The organism is Halorubrum lipolyticum DSM 21995, from assembly GCF_000337375.1.
GTDB lineage: Archaea > Halobacteriota > Halobacteria > Halobacteriales > Haloferacaceae > Halorubrum > Halorubrum lipolyticum.
Genome location: NZ_AOJG01000030.1, coordinates 163,013 through 182,223, shown reverse-complemented (window position 1 = coordinate 182,223; position 19,211 = coordinate 163,013). Strand labels below are relative to the sequence as shown.

General features: G+C 71.2%; 15 protein-coding genes. 4 read left to right on the top strand and 11 right to left on the bottom strand.

All coding sequences use genetic code 11. The features are described 5' to 3' along the window. Positions 1–38 precede the first annotated feature (38 nt). Complete coding sequence (locus tag C469_RS11335; protein WP_008006722.1) at positions 39–1,550, top strand: DUF389 domain-containing protein; 1,512 nt, start codon at positions 39–41, stop codon at positions 1,548–1,550. A gap of 88 nt (positions 1,551–1,638) precedes the next feature. On the opposite strand, the gene C469_RS11330 is transcribed toward C469_RS11335, so the two are convergent. The 4 genes from C469_RS11330 to C469_RS11315 all read right to left on the bottom strand — a co-directional run bounded on the left by C469_RS11330 (position 1,639) and on the right by C469_RS11315 (position 6,273). Continuing rightward, positions 1,639–2,109 carry a hypothetical protein gene (locus tag C469_RS11330; protein WP_008006720.1) on the bottom strand — a complete coding sequence of 157 codons (471 nt, stop codon included), beginning with the start codon at positions 2,107–2,109 and terminating at the stop codon, positions 1,639–1,641. Further along, positions 2,106–2,357, bottom strand: coding sequence for a hypothetical protein (locus C469_RS11325; RefSeq protein ID WP_008006717.1), 252 nt, complete (start codon positions 2,355–2,357; stop codon positions 2,106–2,108). Before C469_RS11325 ends, C469_RS11330 begins: the two co-directional genes overlap by 4 nt. 639 nt (positions 2,358–2,996) lie before the next feature. Next, positions 2,997–5,423, bottom strand: a complete 2,427-nt coding sequence (locus tag C469_RS11320; protein WP_008006715.1) for a heavy metal translocating P-type ATPase — start codon at positions 5,421–5,423, stop codon at positions 2,997–2,999. A 94-nt stretch (positions 5,424–5,517) separates the two neighbouring features. Further along, entirely contained in the window at positions 5,518–6,273 is a 756-nt protein-coding gene (locus C469_RS11315) for a helix-turn-helix domain-containing protein (RefSeq protein ID WP_008006714.1), read from the bottom strand. Between the two features lie 234 nt (positions 6,274–6,507). Here C469_RS11315 and C469_RS11310 point away from each other — a divergent pair, with 234 nt between their 5' ends. After that, a complete protein-coding gene (locus C469_RS11310; RefSeq protein ID WP_008006712.1) occupies positions 6,508–6,891 on the top strand; it encodes an Htur_1727 family rSAM-partnered candidate RiPP in 384 nt (127 codons plus the stop codon). Then, entirely contained in the window at positions 6,888–8,117 is a 1,230-nt protein-coding gene (locus tag C469_RS11305; protein ID WP_008006710.1) for a TIGR04347 family pseudo-SAM/SPASM protein, read from the top strand. The genes C469_RS11310 and C469_RS11305 overlap by 4 nt, the downstream gene beginning before the upstream one ends. Before the next feature lie 75 nt (positions 8,118–8,192). Here the strand turns inward: C469_RS11305 and C469_RS11300 are convergent, their stop codons facing one another. Continuing rightward, the gene (locus C469_RS11300) at positions 8,193–8,798 is read right to left on the bottom strand and encodes a helix-turn-helix domain-containing protein (protein WP_008006709.1); all 606 of its coding nucleotides are present in this window, start codon (positions 8,796–8,798) and stop codon (positions 8,193–8,195) included. A gap of 118 nt (positions 8,799–8,916) precedes the next feature. On the opposite strand from C469_RS11300, the gene C469_RS11295 reads away from it, so the two are divergent. Next, a complete protein-coding gene (locus tag C469_RS11295) occupies positions 8,917–9,780 on the top strand; it encodes a geranylgeranylglycerol-phosphate geranylgeranyltransferase (RefSeq protein ID WP_008006707.1) in 864 nt (287 codons plus the stop codon). A 118-nt stretch (positions 9,781–9,898) separates the two neighbouring features. Here the strand turns inward: C469_RS11295 and yciH are convergent, their stop codons facing one another. The 6 genes from yciH to C469_RS11265 form a co-directional block, all read right to left on the bottom strand. Further along, positions 9,899–10,192 carry a stress response translation initiation inhibitor YciH gene (gene yciH, locus C469_RS11290; protein ID WP_004596695.1) on the bottom strand — a complete coding sequence of 98 codons (294 nt, stop codon included), beginning with the start codon at positions 10,190–10,192 and terminating at the stop codon, positions 9,899–9,901. A gap of 155 nt (positions 10,193–10,347) precedes the next feature. Further along, positions 10,348–12,702, bottom strand: a complete 2,355-nt coding sequence (locus C469_RS11285; RefSeq protein WP_008006704.1) for a transglutaminase domain-containing protein — start codon at positions 12,700–12,702, stop codon at positions 10,348–10,350. After that, positions 12,699–13,769 (bottom strand): DUF58 domain-containing protein, encoded by a 1,071-nt coding sequence (locus C469_RS11280; RefSeq protein ID WP_008006702.1) that lies wholly within the window; start codon positions 13,767–13,769, stop codon positions 12,699–12,701. The genes C469_RS11285 and C469_RS11280 overlap by 4 nt, the downstream gene beginning before the upstream one ends. Positions 13,770–13,773: 4 nt before the next feature. Continuing rightward, a complete protein-coding gene (locus C469_RS11275; protein ID WP_049911356.1) occupies positions 13,774–14,784 on the bottom strand; it encodes an AAA family ATPase in 1,011 nt (336 codons plus the stop codon). An 872-nt stretch (positions 14,785–15,656) separates the two neighbouring features. After that, the gene (locus C469_RS11270; protein WP_008006697.1) at positions 15,657–17,708 is read right to left on the bottom strand and encodes an ATP-binding protein; all 2,052 of its coding nucleotides are present in this window, start codon (positions 17,706–17,708) and stop codon (positions 15,657–15,659) included. Between the two features lie 148 nt (positions 17,709–17,856). Next, positions 17,857–19,203 (bottom strand): dihydroorotase, encoded by a 1,347-nt coding sequence (locus C469_RS11265; RefSeq protein WP_008006695.1) that lies wholly within the window; start codon positions 19,201–19,203, stop codon positions 17,857–17,859. Positions 19,204–19,211: the final 8 nt, after the last annotated feature.

Here is a 19,211-nt window from a genome sequence, read left to right as displayed (position 1 = left end):
TGGTCCATACATATCGGCCTCCGTCACCGGAACCGTGCATGCGACTGGTGAAAGTCCTCGTGGACGAGGCCGACCTGAACGCGGTGGTGTCGGTGCTCGACGACGAGGAGATCGATCACGTCCGCTTCGAACGGGTCGACGCCGGAACCGGAACGGTCGACAGCGAAACCGGAACGGTCGACAGCGAAACCGGAACGGTCGACAGCGAAACCGGAACGGTCGACAGCGAAACCGGAACGGCCGACAGCGAAACCGGAACGGCCGACATCGGGGCCGAGACCGGGACAGCAGACGAGCTACTCGTCGAGTTCCCGCTCCCGGACCAGGCGGTCGAGCACGTCCGAGACCGACTCGACGAAACCGGCGTCACGGGGCGCTATTTCGTCACGGTCAGCGCCGAGTCGGCCCGGACGGAGCGCTTCGACGCGCTCGAGGACCGGTTCATCACCGGGACCGAGGAGGGAGACAGCATCTCGCCGGCCGAGCTGCGCTCCAAGGCGCTCTCCCTACACCCCGATCCGGCGGCGTACTACGTCATGACGGTCATCAGCGCGCTCGTCGCCGTCTCGGGTCTCCTGCTCGACTCGGCGGCGCTCGTCGTCGGCGCGATGGTCATCGCCCCGCAAGTCGGCTCGGCGCTCACGGCGAGCGTGGGGGCGGTCATGCGCGACTGGTCCATGCTCGAACGCGGCCTGCGCGCGCAGCTGTTGAGCCTCTCGCTCGCCATTGTCGGGAGCGCGGCGTTCGGCGTGGCGCTGCAGTCTATCGGCTCCGTCTCTCCCGTCGTGCACTTGGAGACCATCGCGGAGGTCGGCGAACGGACCTCGCCGGGGATACTCACGCTGGCGGTCGGCTTCGTCGCGGGGAGCGCGGGGGCCGTGGGCTTGGCGACGGCCCTCCCGGTGTCGATCGTGGGCGTCATGATCGCGGCGGCGCTCATCCCGGCGGCGGCGACCGTCGGGATCGGTATCGCCTGGAACGCGCCGAGCGTCGCGATCGGCGCGCTGGTCCTGCTCGTCGCCAACCTCGTCGCGATCAACGCGGCGGGCTACCTGACCCTTCGGGCGTTCGGCTACCGATCGACGGGAGACACAGACTTCTCCGCCGTTCGGCGGACCGCGATAGTCGTCGCGCTCGTCGCCGTCGTCGTCCTCACCGGAGCCACGTTCGCCCTGCAGGCCTCCTTCGAGAACGATGCCAACGGGGCGGTCAACGAGGTCCTCGACGAGGAGGCGTACGAGGAGTTGGAGCTGGTTCGAACGCGGACGGACTTCCTCTTCGTCCCCGGATCGGAACCCCCCGGTGTCGCGGTCGTCGTCGGGCGTCCGGCGGACCAGTCGCACCCGACGCTCGCCGCGGACTTGGGAGAGCGGATATCGGAGACCACCGGCCGAGACGTGGCCGTCCGGGTCGAGTTCGTCGACCGCCAGCAGTACGAAACCGGACGGGAAACCCTGCGAACGGCTCGAAGCCGAGAGACGGGCAGCACGGCGATCACACCGGCCACTGGGGAGGTCGAACGGCAGACCTTGCGGTCAGTCGTTCGGTGAGAGCACGCGAAGGTGCGGCCTCGGCACTCACGACTACCATCTATCCATAGTGAATGTGTTTACAGCGTCTATACATTCGTTCGCTCCGTTACTGATCGTCCAGCATATCGATGCCGCGCTCCACAACTGCCTCGGTCACGAAGAGGCTCGTCTCACGCTGGAGTGCTCGCATACGCGATGCCGCTTCGTGTCTGTCGAGCAGTCCACGGCCGTAGCCGAGCGCGATGATGCCGATAGAACCGCGTACTTCGACGCCCGTGTCGGATGCTGTATCTCGGGCAGCGAGGTCGTCGGTCAAGAGAACGGCTCCTCGCTCTTCAGCGACCGCGATCGCGGCGCGTTCTCCGGCGTCCAGTTCTTCAGTTTTGACTCGGCTTTCGTCGGCTTCGACGAGTTCGTAGGAGAGACCGGGCAACCCGTCCGGAACACCACCGGCGTCGACCTCCTTGTAAACCGTCTCTGGGACGAGGAGTGTGTCAAACGTCGCGAGCAGTTCGAGCGAATCGATTTCGGCGAGGTGAATGAGCGGTCCTGCGTCCGAGACAGCCGCAAGCGTCACGCGTTCAGACCCCAGTCCACGTCTCCCTCGACGACCTCACGCTCTCGCTCCGCTCGCTCGACTTTCGTCCGACCGACACGTTCGATTGCTTTCTCGCGGGCGAGTTCGCCGTCGAGGTACCGAGCGAGAACGAGATCCTCCCACAGGTCTTCGAGACCGCGTTCCAGTGCCTGTTCGAATACTTCGGACTCCGGAAGGCCGCGGGCTTCAGCGAGTTCTCGTACCCGATCGGAGATTTCGGCGGCCATATCGGAGGATTACTCGGCAACGTTCTTAAATCCGTGTCCGCCTAATCGGCGAGAATCTGACCGGGGGCTATGTCTACCGAGACCATAACCAGATTCCCTCAGAGTCGACTCTAGCGTTAAAAACCGCTGGCCTCGGCACTCATAGGGCTCGTCATCGCTGGTGCCGAGGCAGCTCGGAGCGGTGCATCGTCATCGGCCGGTGGCTCGTAGTCGGTTCGTCGCCTAAAAGGGCCGGGTCGGTCGCGCCGCTCGAAAAATCGGGACGAGGCCGGTCACTCGCCGCCGTGACACGACCCCGCGTACGCGTTCCATCGGCCGGTTCCGTTCGGAATCCGTCCCGCGTCCGTCGGGTCGAACGTCGCCGCCGAGCGCGCGACCGCCTCCGCCGCGGTCGGCAGGTCGTCGCTCCCCTCGCCGTCGGTCGGCGCGTCGTCGGTCGACGCCGCCGTTTCGGTCTCGGTACTTCCCGTCTCGATGCTCGTCTCGCGCGTGCTCGGACCCTCGGGACCGATCGCCGTCTCCGATTCCGAGCCTGGGTCAGCCGTGTACTACGGGTGGCACGTCTCCCCCGTCGAGCGCATCCTTAATAATTGTTCATGTTTGTTCGAACGTTGCGGGCGGCGGGCTCGATCCGCTCGCCTACTCGAACGACTCGGGCTCGATGCCGGAGAGCCGCATCGCGTTGCCGGTGACGCCGAGGCTCATCCCCATGTCGCCGACGACGACCGCCATCGCGACGCTCACGAGCCCCAGCGGCACGCCGAGCGCGAGCAGGAACTTCACGCCGAGGCTCGCCCAGACGTTCTGGCGGATGACGCCGTTGGCGGTGTGCGAGAGCGCGTACAGGTACGGGAGCTTCGCCACGTCGTCGCCCATCAGCGCGATGTCGGCGGTCTCCAACGCGGTGTCCGTCCCCGCCGCGCCCATCGCGACGCCGACCTCCGCGGTCGCCAGGGCGGGCGCGTCGTTGATCCCGTCGCCGACCATCGCCACCTCGCCGTACTCGGCCTGCAGCGACTCGACCGCGTCCACCTTCTCCTCGGGCAGGAGGTCGGCGCGGTACTCGTCGACGCCGACCTGTTCGGCGATCGCCCGCGCGGTGCCCTCGTTGTCGCCGGTCAGCATCACGACGCGTCTCACGCCGAGCTCCCGGAGGCGCTCGACCGCCCGCCTCGAGTCGCGGCGGACCTCGTCGGCGACGGCGACGGCCCCGGTCAGCTCCGTCGCCGTTCCCACGAGCACCACCGTCTTCCCCTCGCGCTCCAGCGCGGCGAGGGCTCCGTCGGGGAACGCGCCGGAACCGCCTGCGTCGGCCGCGGAGCCGGACTCGTCGCCTTCAGCGACGACCCCGCCGTCGGTCTCCGCCCGCGCCCGCGAGAGGTCGAACCCGAGCTCCTCAAACAGGGCGGGCTTCCCGGCGTAGTAGGTCTCGCCGTCGATGTCGGCGCGGATCCCCTTCCCGGTCAGACTCTCGAACCCGGTCGGCTCCGCGAAGTCCCCCGCGTCGTCACGGTCGGCGCGGTCGAGGATCGCCGCGGCGATCGGGTGCTCGCTCCGCCGTTCCAGCGCCGCGGCCCGGCGCAGTAGCGTCGCCTGGTCGGCGTCGCCCAGCGGGAGCAGATCGGTGACCGCGAGCTCGCCCTTGGTGAGCGTCCCGGTCTTGTCGAGCGCGACGGCGTCGACGTCGCCCATCGCCTCGAGGTGGTTGCCTCCCTTGATCAGGACGCCGTTCCTCGCCGCGCTCGTGATGCCGGAGACGACCGAGACGGGCGTCGAGATGACGAACGCGCAGGGACACGCGATCACCAGCAGCGTGAGCCCGCGGACGAACCACGTCCCCCAGTCCGCGGCGAAGACGAACGGGTAGCCGGCCAGGTCGACCGTCACCGGCTCCGCGATGACCAGCGGCGGGACCGCGGCCGTCAGAATCGCCAGCACGACCACGACCGGCGTGTAGTACCCCGCGAAGCGGTCGACGAACCGCTCGGTCTCGGTCTTCTCGGCCTGCGCGCCCTGCACCAGCTCGATGATCCGCGCGAGCGTCGAGTCGCCCGCGGTCGAGGTCACCTCGATCTCGAGGTACCCCTCCTCGTTGATCGCGCCCGCGAACGCCTCGTCGCCCGGGGCCTTGTCGACGGGGACGCTCTCGCCGGTGATCGGCGACTCGTCGACCGCGCTCTCGCCCTCGACGACCGTCCCGTCGAGCGGCACCTTCTCGCCCGGCCGGACGACCACGGTCTCGCCGACCGCCACGTCGTCGGCCGGGACGGTCACCTCTCCCCCGTCGCGCTTGACCGTGGCCTCGTCCGGCGACAGCTCCATCAGCTCGCGCAGCGAGTCGCGGGCGCGGTCCATCGCGTAGTCCTCTAACAGCTCGGCGATGCTGAAAAGCACCGCCAGCGTGGCCGCCTCGACGAAGTAGCCGATCCCCGTCGCCGCGAGGATCGCGGTCCCCATCAGGAGGTCGATGTCGAGGCTCCGGTTGCGCGCCGAGTAGTAGCCGCCGCGGACGACGGGGATCCCGCTGGCCGCGACGGCGCCGAGGAACAGCACGTCGGCGAGCGTGAGCGGGGCACCGAGCACGCTCGCCACCGCGGGGTTCCGCCCGGTCAGGACGAACTCGAACAGGAGCCCGGCGACCACGAGGACCGCGCCCAGCCACGTCTTCTTCGCGCGCGGCGTCGTCCAGACCTCGGCGGGGGGCGCGACGGCGACGCCGCCGGACCCCGGGTCGGCGCCGGCGGTGCCTTCCCCGCTCCCGTCGTTCCCGTCGCCGCTCGACCGCCCGCCGGTGACCTCGTAGCCGGCGCCCTCGATGGCCGCGATCACGTCCTCCTCGTCGACGACGGCGGGGTCGTACGTCACGGTCGCGGTCCCGGCGGTCGGGTTGAGCGCGGCGTCGGTCACGCCGTCGAGGCGCCCGAGCGCGTTGTCGACCTTGCCGGCACAGGAGGGGCAGTCCATCTCCGGGACCGCGAGACCGGCGGTCAGCTCCCGGCGTCTCCCACTCTCGCCGGCCGCCCCACCCCCGTCTACCTCGCCGCGTCCGTTCGGTCCGTCTGTCATTACCCGGAAGGAGGGGTCGTATCTCGATAAGCCTTGGTTGGAATATTCCAACCGCCGCGGTCGGGCCGATCCGTCGGCGCCGAGCGCCGCCGCCTCACTCCGGGGCCGGCGAGGCGTCGACGACTCGGCCGTCGGCGACGTGCGCCTTCGCGAGGCGCTCCTCGGCCCGGCGGAGCCGGTAGGTGAGCGTCGACCGCGGCACGTCGAGGTGGTCGGCGAGTTCGCCCACGTCGACCTCGCGCGGGGACTCGTAGTAGCCGTGCTCGACGGCGGCCCTGAGCGCGGCCTCCTGCTCGGGGGAGAGCCCGATATCGCCCCCGTTCCCTCCCGGTCCGCCGGCGGCGCCCGACGCGCTCGCCGTCTTGAGCAGTTCGGTCCGGGCGGCGTCGCCGACGGCGGCCCGGAGCGCGTCGAAGAAGTCCCCCACGTCGCCCTCGCCGGAGTGGATGAGCCGCCAGGTGTAGTGGCGCCCCTCGTGGCGCGTCTCGAACAGCACGCTCTCGCCGAGGTGGTCGCGAGCGATGTGCGGCACGGACGCGCAGACGGGCGTGGGCTCCCAGTCGGTGTACAACACCAGCGTGTCGTCGGTGTGGTCGAGGACGCGGGTGGTCTGGGCCGCGCCGCACTCCTCCGCGGCGAGGCAGTCGGCGTAGTAGTCGCCGTCGAGGAAGGCGGCCTCGACGGCGTCGAGCGCGGCCGGGGTGCCGGCCGCGTGGTCGACGCGCCAGAGGTGATCGTCGGTCGCGTGCACCGACAGCGACCGGACTCGGGCACCGGGGTGGTCCGCCAGGGCGTCCGCCACCCTGTTGCGCCCCGGCTCGTACTCGAGGGCGAAGACGAGTTCGCGCATACCGCTCGATAGGCGCCCGCCGGATATTAACGCGCGGCCCGATTCGGCGCCGAGTAGCACGGACCCTCGTTCGCCGCCCGATCTGTGCGCGCCGTTCGAGGGGGTCGCCCGCGCCGAGACGATTTGATATACCGATAATCGATTTACACGTGGGCCTTCCGAACGTGTTCGGGCGCGTTTCGCGGCCGTGGGAACGCTCGAAACCGGGTTCGGTGGGTCGTGCGTACGCCGGGTATGGTCGAGAAGACGGACCGAACCGGCGGATCGAACGGGGCGCGCTCCGCGGACGGCCGGCGCTTCGAGGTGTTCGTCCGGGAGGCGGAGGCGGACCCGCTCCGCCACGTCGGCACCGTCGCGGCGCCGACGCCCGACGCCGCCCACGAGGAGGCGAGCAAGCTCTTCGCGTGGTACGCCCGCGACGTGTGGGTGTGTCCCGCCGACGAGACGCACCGGTACTCGGCCGAGTCGCTCGCGGACGGCGAGGGCGGAGCGGACGGAGACGAGCCCACGGGCGATTCCGGCGAGCCGCGCGTCTACGAGGAGACCGAGGGGACCCCGACGGTCTCGTGTGGCGGGGCGCCTGCGGCCGACGCCGACGACGCGGAGGGATCGCGATGATCTCCGTCAGCAAGCTCCTCTGCGGGCTCGACGCCGAGAGCGACGGGCTCCGGTACGACGCGGCCGACGGCTCGACGAAGCCCCAGATCACGGACGAGGTACAGCGGCGCCCGGTCGTCGTCTGGAACACCACGAAGCGGTGTAACCTCTACTGCGAGCACTGCTACGCCGCGGCCGACCGGGAGGGGGCGCCGAACGAGCTGTCGACCGCGGAGGGGAAGGCCCTCATCGACGACCTCGCGGCGTTCGGGGTGCCGGTGCTCCTCTTCTCCGGCGGCGAGCCGCTCGTTCGCGAGGACCTCCCGGAACTGGTCGCACACGCCGCCGAGAGCGGGGTCCGACCCGTGCTCTCGACGAACGGGACCCTCCTGACCCGCGAACGCGCCCGCGAGCTGAAGGCGGCGGGGCTCAAGTACGCCGGCGTCTCGGTCGACGGCCTCCCGGAGCGCAACGACCGCATCCGCGGGGAGGAAGGGGCGTTCGACGCCGCGGTCCGGGGGATCGAGGCGTGTCTCGACGTGGGGCTCAAGACGGGGCTCCGGTACACGATCACCGAGCACAACGTCGCGGACCTCGCGGGCGTCGTCGACCTGCTCGTCGACGCCGGCGTCGACCGGTTCTGCTTCTACCACCTCGACTACGGCGGGCGCGGCGCCGATATCGCCGACGTGGACCTGAGCCCGGAGGCGACCCGGAAGGCCGTCACCGACCTCTGTGACCTCACTCGCGAGTACCACGAGTCGGGCGAGGAGATCGAGACGCTGCTCGTCGGCAACTACGCCGACGCGGGCCACCTCGTCGAGTACGCCGACCGCGAGATGGGGACGGACCGCGCGCGGCTCATTTATCAGTACCTCGAACGCAACGGCGGCGACCCGACCGGCGAGCGCGTCGCCGACGTCGACCCCGTCGGCAACGTCCACCTCACGCAGTTCTGGCAGGGGTACTCGCCCGGGAACGTCCGCGACCGGTCGTTCGGCGCGATCTGGGCGGACGAGTCGAACCCGCTGCTTACGGCGCTGCGCGAGCGCGAAGAGCGCCTCTCCGGAAAATGCGCCGACTGCGCGTACAAGAGTATCTGCCGCGGAGGGTCGCGGCTCCGCGCGCTGGCGGCCCACGACGACCCGTTCGCGCCCGACCCGAAGTGCTACCTCACCGAGGCCGAGCGCGACGGGAAGGCGGCCATGAGCCGGATCGGCGGCGGGTCGGCGGCGGACGCGGACTGAGCCGCCGGTCTGGCCGGTCGCCGTCGATAGGGGTCGACGCCTCCGGCCGCGAGACTCACTCCCCGGCCGCGAGACTCACTCCCCGTCCCCGTCGAACGCGTCGGTGACTATCTTCGCTTGTGCGGCTCTGAGCCGCTGTGAGAGCGCGGACTTGCTGATGTCGAGATCGGCGGCCAGCTCGCCGAGCCTCACGTCGCGGTCGCCGTCGAAGTAGCCGCGGACGACCGCGAGCTCGAGCCCCTCCCGCTGTTTCGGGGTGAGCGCGGAGAGGTCGAAGGTCACCCGCTCGGTCGCCTCCGGCCCCTCGACGACCGCGAGCCGGACCAGCCGGACGCGATCGAGCGTCTCCCTGAGCGCCCCGACCACGTCGCGGACCGTGTCCCGGTCGTCGACGTAGGCCGTCACGAGCATCGTCCCGTCCTCGACCCGCCGGACGTGCGGGACGCAGCCGAACCCCTGGAAGATCCGACAGAGACAGTCCTCGGAGACCTCGCCGCGAGCGCGCACCAACCCCTCGCCGTCGGCCGGTTGCACGTCGACGGTGCAGTCGTGACCCACCGCGTTGACGGCCACGTCGGTCGCGTCGGGGGTCTCGGAGACGATCGGGCAGTCCCAGTCGTCGCTCGGGTCGACCTCGAGGTCGACGCGGAGCCGGCGCCCGTCCCGTGCGACTCGGGCCATGGGGTCGCTTGCGAGTCCGACGGCTTAGGCGCTCGGCGGATCCTCACTCCCCGGGAACGCGGGCGGTCGGCGGCGGCCCGGGCGCCTCTTCGGCCTCCCGCCGGATCCCGCGCCGTTTATGTACTGCGCGGCGGTGGACGGAGACGACGTGCGCGAGACAGCACGCGGAGCCGTCGAACTGGCACGCCCGGGTAACTGCGTCGCCGCCGCGGTCCTCACGGCGACCGGCGCGTTCGTCGCCGGCGCCGGCGACGCGCTCGTTCCGGCGGCGATCGCCGCGGCCACCACCGCCTTCGCGGTCGCCGCCGGCAACGCGATCAACGACTACTTCGACCGCGAGATCGACGCGATCAACCAACCCGATCGCCCCATCCCCCGCGGCGCGGTCTCGCCGCGGGGCGCGCTCGGGATCTCCGGCGTCTGGTTCGCGGCCGCCGTCGCGCTCGCGCTGGCGCTCCCCGCGCTCGCCCTCGCGATCGCCGGCGTCAACCTCGTCGCCCTCGTGACCTACACGACGGTTTTTAAAGGAACGCCGGGGCTCGGCAACGCCCTCGTCTCGTACCTCGTCGGGTCGACGTTCCTGTTCGGCGGCGCCGCGGTCGGCCGCCCCGAGGCCGTCGTCGTCCTCGGGCTGCTCGCGGCGCTCTCGACGTTCGCCCGCGAGGTGATCAAAGACGTCGAGGACGTGGTCGGCGACCGCGAGGAGGGGCTCCGCACCCTCCCCGTCGCGATCGGCGAGCGCCGATCGCTGTGGATCGCGACCGGTTCGCTCGTCGTCGCCGTCGTCGCCAGCCCGTTCCCGTACCTCTCCGGGACGTTCGGCGGCGCCTACCTCGCCCTCGTCGCGGTCGCCGACGCGGTCATGCTGTACGCCTGTTACGAGGCGTTCGCCGACCCGACGGCGGCTCAACGGCGGTTTAAATACGGGACGTTCCTCGCGGCCGTCGCCTTCGTCGCCGGTCGAGCCGTGCTGTTGGTTTAAATAGGGCGGTCGACGGCGCCGTCGCTTACCGGGCGAGACAACTGAACACCGGACGAGACCACTGAAAAGTCGCGGTACGAACGCGCGAATCGCTCGACGGCGGACGGTCAGGTGACGGTCACGCGACGTTGAAGCCCTTGTCGCGGAGGAAGTCCTCCACGCGACCCGAGTGGTTCCCCTGCAGTTCGATGGCGCCGTCCTCGACGGTGCCACCGCAGGCGAACTTCGACTTGAGATCCGACGAGAGGGAGCTCAGATCGACGTCTTTCGGGTCGAATCCTTCGATGACCGTTACCTCCTTACCGTACCTGCGCTCGTCGATGCGGATGCTGATCTGCTGGGACTCTTTCGCGACGTCCTCGCAGACGCAGAGTTCCTGGGGCAGTCCGCACGTCGAGCAGACTTCCGACATTACGACCGAAACTACAAGATGCCCGTATTAAATAGTGTCGGGAGTGGGGCCGTCGTCCGCCCCGAGCGCGGCCGCATCGCCGGTCGCTCTCTCCCTCTCCGACTCGCCTCCGCACACGCTCTGGCCGCCGTCTGCGTTCCCTTCTCGCCTCTCGTTCAGCCCCGGTCGAACAGCCGGCCGATGAGGGGCGTCCGCTCCAGCGCGAGGCGGCGGACCGTCCGCCGCGCCTCGTCGGCCTCCTCGCGCGTCACCGAGCCGGCGTACGCCGCCCGCTCGTAGGTCTCGCCGACCGCCCGCGCCCGCTCGTCGCCGTCGCGGAGCGGGAGGGCGTCGAGGTACGCCCGCGGCGTCTCTCCGGGCCGCCGCTCACGATAGCGCCGCGCCAGCAGGCCTTCCAAGTCGTCGAACGCCCGCTTCGCGTCCGCGACCGGCTCGCCGCGCCCCCAGGGCGCACGGACCCGGACGGCGCGGCGCGCGCGCTCGGTGAGGCCGAGCCGCCGGGCGCCGACGACGGCGACGGTCACGACGAACAGCCAGTACGCGACCGCCTCTCGCGACGGGAGCGGGAGCCCGCCGTCCCCGCCCTCGTCGGCGCCCGGGCCGTCACCGCGGGCGGGCGTTCCGTTCTGGACGAGCCGCTCCTGTGAGAACCCCTCCTCCGTGATCGAGGCGTCGATTCCGGTGGCGTCGCCCGTCCCGTCGCCGTCGGTCCCGTTGCTCCCGTTCGCCTCGGGGGCGTCCGCTTCCGCGTCCGTTTCGGAGTCCGCCTCGGGTTCCGGGGTCGGCGTCGGCTCGCCGGGCTCGGCCGCCGGCTCCGTCTCCTCGGTGTCGACGTCCGCCTCGCCGGTCTCGCGGGCCTCGGCGAGGCGCTCGCTCCGGGCCTCGTCGCGCTCGCTCGCCGGGGTCGGGTCGAACTCGACCCAGCCGTGCTCCGGGAAGTACACCTTCACCCACGCGTGGGCGTCCTGCCCCCGGACGACGTACCGGTCCTCGCCGACCCGCTCGCCCTCGGCGTAGCCGGTCGCGAACTGCGCCGGTATCCCCTGCGAGCGCAGCATCGCGACCATCGTCGTCGCGAAGTACGTGCAGTAGCCCGCGTCCATCTCGAAGAGGAACGCGTCGGCCACGTCCCCCTCCGGCTTCTCGACGCCGAGCGAGTAGTCGTACTCCTCGATCAGGTACCGCTCGATCGCGGCCGCCCGATCGTAGGGGTTCTCGGCGCCCGCCGCCTCGACGATCGCCTCGGTGCGCTCGCCGACGCGGTCGGGCGTGCTCTCCGGGAGCTGGGTGTAGCGGTCCTCGATCGCGGGGTCGTACTCCGTGCTGGCGTTCCGGAGCTCCGCCGGCTCCGCGTCGAGCACCCGGCTCTCGACGGTCGTCGCCTCGCCCGGACGCAGCGCGGCGCCGAGCCGGAGCGTCCCGCGCTCGTCGACCTGCGCGGTCGAGGCGCCCGCGCCGCGCACGTCCACGGCCTGCCACGGGGCGGGCAGCGCGGTCGACTCCGTCCGCGCGGTGAGCGTGGCGTTCACCGTCGTCGCCTCGCCCGGCGGGCCGTCGAGGGACCCGTCGAGCGTCGACCCACCGCCCGACCGCACCCAGCCGTCGCCGGTGTAGGTGTCGTAGGCCGCGACGTGCCAGTTCGACGCGACCGGGCTCTCGATCTCGTACCGCACCTGGGGAGAGAGCCGCGTCGCCCCGATCACCTCCACCTCGTCGCCGCCCCCGAGCGACGATTCCAGGGTCGGACCGCGGTCGGCCCCCCACGGCTGCGCCGCGCCCGCCGGTAACACGGTGACCGTCGCGCTCACGAGGATCATCGCCGCCAGCACCGCGGTGAGCCGGTCGCCGTGGGCGCGGAGCGCGTCGGGCGTCGACAGCGTGGCGAAGCCGGCCGCGAGCGCGGCGCCGACGACGCCGACGAGCGCGGCCAGCCCGCCCGCGTCGCCGGTGCATACGAGGAACCCGAGCGTCCCGCCGGCGACCGCGGTCGCCCCGACGTGCCGCCCGCGGCCGGCCAGGTACGCGACGAGGAACGTCGGCGCCGGCGCCACGGCGAGAATCCACACGTCCGCGAGCGCGAGCCGGAGGACCGAGAGCCCGGTCAGAAGCGAGACCACGTCGATCGCGACGGCCTCGACCGAGAAGAGCGCGCGCCGGCTCGCGGGGACCGCGAAGTAGTAGCCGGCGAGCGCCGCGGCGAGGAGGACCGCCGTCAGCCGCACCGCGGTCCGCTCGGTGACGACGCGCGCGAGGACCGCGCCGGCGACGCCCGCGACGGAGACGGCCGCGGCGGTCCGCGCCGTCCCGCCGACCACGTCGGTCGCCTCGAGGAACACCCCGAGGTACGCCGCGGTCACGAGCGCGACCCCGAGGACCGCGGGGTCCGCGAAGCCGCTCCAGTCCTCCGCGGGCTCGTCGGCCTCCTCGCGGCCGAGGTCCGGCAGCGCTCCCGACGCGCGCCGCGTCACGGCGGCGGCCCGCCGCCGGTCGCCGCCCGTTCGACCGCTCATCTCCCGTTCACCTCCGGTTCGGAGGGAGGCGGCGATGGCGTCTCAGGCGACCGCTCCGCTCCCGACCCGCCGTCGCCCGCCGACGCGCGGAGGTCGTCGACGGCGACGGTTCGGCCCCCGGTCCGGTACCGCGCGCCGTCGCCGTCGGCGATCACCTCCACGTCGGCGTCGTCGACGGCGACCGCGCCGGGACCGGTCACCGCGGCCAGTTCGAGCACGGCGCGTCGCCCCTGCGGCCCCGGGCGGACCGACACGCTCCCCGCCGGCAGCGTCAGGTCGACCGGGACGCCGTCGTCGAGCAGGGCGAGCGCGAGGCTGGCGGCCGCGCTCGCGAGGGCGTCGGCCCCCTCGCGCTCGCGGGCGGTCTCGCCGGCGATCGACACCCGTCCGCGCCGCGTCTCCGCGGCGAACTCCTTGACCACGATCTCGTCGCGCTTCGCGGTCGTCGGCCAGTGTACGTCCCGGAGGGCGTCGCCGCGAGCGTACTCCCGCAGCCGGTCGAACTCCTCGCGCCGCCGGCTCACGCCGACCGCGTCGGCGGCGTACAGCTCGCGCCGGAACCGGCCCGGGATCGGGTGACAGACCGGATACGCGGTCACCGCGTCCGTGTCGTCGACGACGACCTCCCGGTCGAAGAGCCCGAACACGTCCGTCGCGGTCACCCGAGCCGGACCCAACCGGCGCCTCCCCCGCCGCAGGTACCGGACGCGGTACGTCACCGGCCCCTCGCCGACCGAGGCGCGGATCGGCGCCTCCGGCCCCTCCAGCCCGTCGTCGACCTCGTCGACGATCGCCCCCAGATAGGTCCCGGCCGCCCCCGCGGTCGCCGGCCGGAGCTCGATCCGGACCTCGTGACGCTCGCCGACGAACCCGTCCGGGGGCGGGACCCGCCGCACCTCGGGGTCCGCGACCCGCGCCAGCTGGACGTAGCCGGCGACGAGCGCGACGACTCCCGGGAGCACCACCGCGTCGAGCGCGCGCCCGCCGGCCGCCAGCGACAGCAGACCGCCGATCACGCAGGCCGCGCCGACGACGCGGCCGCGCCGGGTGAGGGTCGCCTTCGGCATCGGCTCACTCCACGGGCACCCGGTCGAGGGCGTCGGCGACGATCTCGGCGCCGTCGGCGCCGCCGGAGTCGGACCGGATCCGGTGAGCGAACACGGTCGGCGCCTCGGCCTGTACGTCGTCCGGGATCACGTAGCCCCGCCCGTCGAGCGCGGCCCGCGCCTGCGACGCTCGCAACAGCGCGAGGCTCCCGCGGGGGCTGACGCCGAGGCGGGCGTTCCGCCGGGTGTGGACCGCCAGTCGGGCCACGTACCGGCGCAGCTCCTCGGTCGCCTCGATACCGCCCACCGCGGTCCGGGCGCGCCGAACGTCCTCGATCGTCGCCACCGGCTCGACCGCCTCGACGGGGTGGTCGCCGGCCATCCGCCCGATGATCTCGGCCTCCTCGTCCGTGTCGGGGTAGCCGAGCCGGATCTTCTTGGTGAACCGGTCGATCTCGGCGACCGGCAGGTCGTACGTCTGGCCGGGCTCCACGTCGTTCTGGGTCGCGATCACGCAGAACGGGTCCGGGAGCCGCCGGGTCTCCCCGTCGGTCGTCACCTGGCGCTCCTCCATCGCTTCGAGGAGGGCGGACTGCGTCTTCGGGGGCGCGCGGTTGATCTCGTCGCCGAGCACGACGTTCGCGAACACCGGGCCCGGCTGGAACTCGAACTCGTCGGTGCGCTGGTCGAACACGTTGACGCCCGTCACGTCGGAGGGGAGGAGATCCGGGGTGAACTGGACGCGCTTGAACGAGCCGTCGATCGAGCGCGCGACCGCCTTCGCGAGGGTCGTCTTCCCGACGCCGGGCACGTCCTCGACGAGGAGGTGGCCCCGGGCGAGCAGGGTGACGACGACGTGCTCGACCGCCTCCCGCTTCCCGACGATCACCTCCTCGACGTTGTCGGCGACGCGGTCGGCGAGCTCGGCCACCGCCGCGGGCTCCATCGCGGCGTCCTCGGCGGTGGCGTCGCGGGTGGCGTCGTCTCTCTCGCCGACACCCGCCCCCAGCGGCCCCGACTCTCCCGGATCAGTCATGCTGTCGTTCGTCGTCGTGAACCGCGGAGCGCGGTCCACGCGTGACGACCCGACCCGGGCGCGCGCCGGTCCGGACAGGCGCCGACCCGCTGGCGGGCGACCGTGCGTGTGGTACCCACTGTCATTGATATTGATCGAGTTAGGGTGGAAGCGGCATATGCGTTCCGCCGAGGCGGCTGCGATGCGCAGTTCCGAACGAGTCCCGACGGGTTCGGAAACGGCTCCCGTGGAACTCGTCGTCGAGTGACGCGCTTTGGCCCGATGTGGTCCGTACGGACACAGCGGTGAGCGATAGCCGGAGTGGGTGTTGCAGATTGTCGGTGACAAGAGCGTATTTAAAAGAATACGAGCGATAGCGACGATCGCTTATAAATGAACGCGGCGGTGCGGTGGCGCGCCCCGGTGAGCGGCCCACAGGGCCGGGAGCCGACGGTGCGAGGGAGTCGGTCACCCGGAGCAACGCGGAGGGTGACCGACGAGGCTGGGGAGGCGTGAGGCTGTGCGGTGCGGCTGGGTGGGACTTAAAGGGGCAGTCGCCGGCGGCGCAGCCGCCGGCTTCCAGAGGCGCGAAGGGCCTCGCTGCCGCGAGTCGTCGCGGCTGGGGCTTTAGAGGCCTTCACCGCAAAGTCGGCAGAGCCGTCGATCGCTTATAAATAGCCGACAACAACACGACTCGATCACGTATAAACAGCCGATCAACCGAATTGACACACATACTCCCGCTATCGATCAGCGAGCACCCCTCGGCGATCAGGCGTTTCGGGCGAGAAACGTCCGAGAAAGCGGAGCGCAACGGGATTTCTCGAACCGACGGAACGATCGCCCGTTCCGTTCCCGGACGCGTCCGCCCGGAACGGTCGACGGGTCGCGTCTCACGACGCCTTCGGGAGGCGGATCGCGACCGTCGTCCCCTCGTCTCCGGCCGTCGTTTCGAGCTCGCCGTCGAGGCTGGTGACGATCCAGTGGATCAGCCACAGACCGAGGCCCTCGCCGTGAACCAGCGGCGTCTCCACGCTCGACTGCAGGACGTCCCGTTCCGCTTCCGGGAGCCCGGGTCCGTTGTCCCTGACGGCGATCGTCACTCCCGCCTCGGTGACCGTCACGTCGATCTCGACGACGGGCGGGTCGCCGCCGTGTTTCGCGGCGTTCTCGACGACCTCCCACAGCGCGGTCTGGAGGCGCTCGTGGGTCTCCGCGACGACGGCGTCGGGGGCGTCGACGGTCACCGACGCCTCGGGATACTGCATCCGGAGCTCCGAGACGGTGTCCTCGATCAGCGGGACGACGTCGATCGGTTCGAGTTCGGGCGACAGCTCCCGGTACTCCTCGATGCGCTGGGCCGACTCGGTCAGGTCGAGCAACTGGTCGGCCGTGTCCCTTATCTTCGTCGCCTTCTCGGCGTCCTCGCCGCTGAGTCGACCTTCGAGCATCTCCGCGTACCCGGTGATGATGCCCATCTTGTTCCGCATATTGTGCCGCAGCACGCGGTTGATGACGCTGATGAGCCCCTCTCGCTCCCGGCGGTTCGTCGCGTCGCGCACCATGAACTGGATGCCCACGATGTCGTCCGTCGTTCGCTCGGCGGCGGGCACGTTCCCGTCGTAAATGGGGACGCCACGCACGTCCGTGAACACGGTCGTCCCGGCCTTCGTCTCCAGCGGGAAGTCCCGGACCGTGTTGCGTTCGCCGTCGAATATCGGCTCGATCTCGGTCCACGCCCGTTCGACCGTCGCGTCGTTCGGGAGGGTGACCGAAACCGGTTGGCCCTCGAGTTCCGCCGGCGAGTAGCCGAGGAACTCCTCCACGGACGGGGAGGCGAAGGTGAACCGACCCTGCCTGTCGATCCGGAAGACGAAGCCGAAGCTGACGTCGATGACGCCCCGGTAGAGCTCGTTCTGCTCGTTGACTTCGGCCTCGCGTTCGGCGAGTTGGCGACGCTGGCGCTCCGTCTGGGTCACGTCCGACAGCAGCACGATCTGCGCTCCGGCGTCGCCGAGCGTGGTGGTGCTCGTCGAAACGAAGTAGTACCGCGGGTCGCCGTCCCGCTCGCGTTCGAGTATCTGGTCGTCGCTCTCGAGCGCTTCGGCGACCGCCGGAACGGCCTCGGAGAGGCGGTCGCCCGTCGACTCGTCGAGTTCCGGGAGCACCTCCGCGACGCTCGCCGAGTAGTCGCGGATGCGCCCTCGCTCGTCGAGGTAGATGGAGAGGTCGTCACCGAACGACGCCCGCTGTACCGCGAGGAAGCGCCGTTCGAAGACGAACAGCACGCCGACCGCGAACACCGCCACGCCGACGGGCGCGTAGATGATGTTGATGAGCAGCGGCGTGAACTGAGCGACGATGTCGAACACGACCGGGAGCCCGATCAGGGCCGACAGCGCGCTGAGGGGGCGGGGGTCGTACCCCGATTCGAAGAAGAGCTGGAAGATCATGAACAGCCCCACCGCCGACAGCACGTACGACAGGCCCGTCGCGGTCCAGTGGAGGACGTTGTGTTCCACCGCGAGGTGTACGAACGGCGTCGACACCTCAGTCGCGGTGAAGTACGCCCCGTGGATGGGATTCGTGGCTTTGACCGCGACCACGGTGAGAAAGACGGCCGCGCTCGCTCGGCGGAGCGACGCGTTGCGGTGGTAGGTCCGTCCGGAATAGGCGGAACAGAAGTAGAGCCACGCCCAGACGGTAGCGAACCCGACGGCGAGCCCGACGATGTACGCCGGCACGCGGAACGGGTCGGGGAGCAGGAAGCCGGCGGCTCTGAGGAGCGCCCACCCGCCGGACGTGGCGAGCAGCCCCACAAGCCCTCGCCGGACATCGGGGTCCTGAAACGTCCGCGCCCGACCGATAGCGGCGAAACAGACGATCCCGCTGAGCGCGAAGACGCCGGTGTATATTTGCCCGACGATCCCGAGATCGTGTAACATCACGTGTGACAGACCCTTTTCAGACGCTAATAAACGTCGGTTCGCGGAACGCAGATCGGTCCCGCGAGAGTGTCTCGAGTGTCTCGTGGATGTCCGACCGGCGACTGAGTGTCACACCGCGAATCACGTCTCAAATCCTGACCACGAACTACCGTTGCCGCACGTTCCGACCGACCGACTCGCCGAACGACTCCGCGCCGGTGACCGGGTCGCGCTCGTAGACGACCGCGCCTCGGACGGTCGTCAGTTCCGGGAACACGCCCAGCAACCCCTCGAAGGGCGTCCAGCCGGCCGCGCCGTGGAGCGCGCCGGCCTCGATCTCGCGGGGGTTCGTCAGGTCGACGAGGACGAGGTCGGCGTCGGCGCCGGGTTCGATGCGACCCTTCCCCTCGATCCCGAAGATCGACGCGGGGTTGGCGGCGACCACGTCGCGGACGCGCTCCAAGGAGAGGTTCCCCTTCCGGACCGACTCCAAGAGGAGCGGATAGAGGGTCTCGACGCCCGGAACGCCGCTCGGCGCGTCGATGAGCCCTTGCCGCTTCTCCGCGACCGTGTGCGGCGCGTGGTCGGTGGCCACCACGTCGACGTCGCCGTCGCGAAGCCGCTCGAAGACGGCCGCGCGCCGCTCCTCCGAGCGGAGCGGCGGGTTCATGCGCCCGAAGGTGCCGAGCCGCCGCGCGTCCTCGCGCGACAGGAAGAGGTGATGCGGCGTCACCTCGCAGGTGGGTGGGGCGCCTCCGTTCGCGTCCTCCCGCGCCTCGACCACCGCGTCGATCCCCTCCGGCGTCGACGTGTGCGCGATGTGCACTTGCGCGTCGCTCGCGGCGCCGGAGTCGAGGGCGCGCTCGACCGCCGCCGCCTCGGCCTCGGCGGTCCGGTAGGCCGACCACGCGTCGGCGTTCGCGGCGGTACCGACGCCCCCGAGGTCCCCCTCGAGCGCGTCCTCGTCGAACAGGGTCTCGTCCTCGGCGTGGACGGTGACGGGGGCGTCGCGGGCGGCGGCCTCGGCGAGCGCGTCCTCGAACAGGTCCAGGGCGATCCCCATGTCGCCAGTCGAGTCCGCGAGGAACACCTCGCCGAGCGCGAACAGCGGGCGCTCGAAGAGGCTCTCGGGGACCCAGTCGCCGGTGACCCCGCCGTTGATCCCGTAGTCGACGAGCGAGTCGGCGGCGAGGCCGGCCTTCTCGTCGAAGGCGTCGCCGTCGACGGTCGGCGGCGAGGTGTTCGGCTGGTCGACGACGGTCGTGACCCCGCCCGCGGCCGCTCCGCGCGACCCCGAGGTCCACGTCTCCTTGTGGCTCGCGCCCGGTTCGCGGAAGTGGACGTGCACGTCGACGGCGCCGGGGAGGAGGTGACGCCCCCGGGCGTCGACAACCCGCTCGCCCGCGTCGGCGTCGAGCCCCGCGTTCGTCGGTTCGACCGCGTCGATCGTCTCTCCCCGGACCCGAACGTCGCGGACTCGCCCGTCGGCCAGCTCCGCGCCCGTGATGAGCATGGGTACGC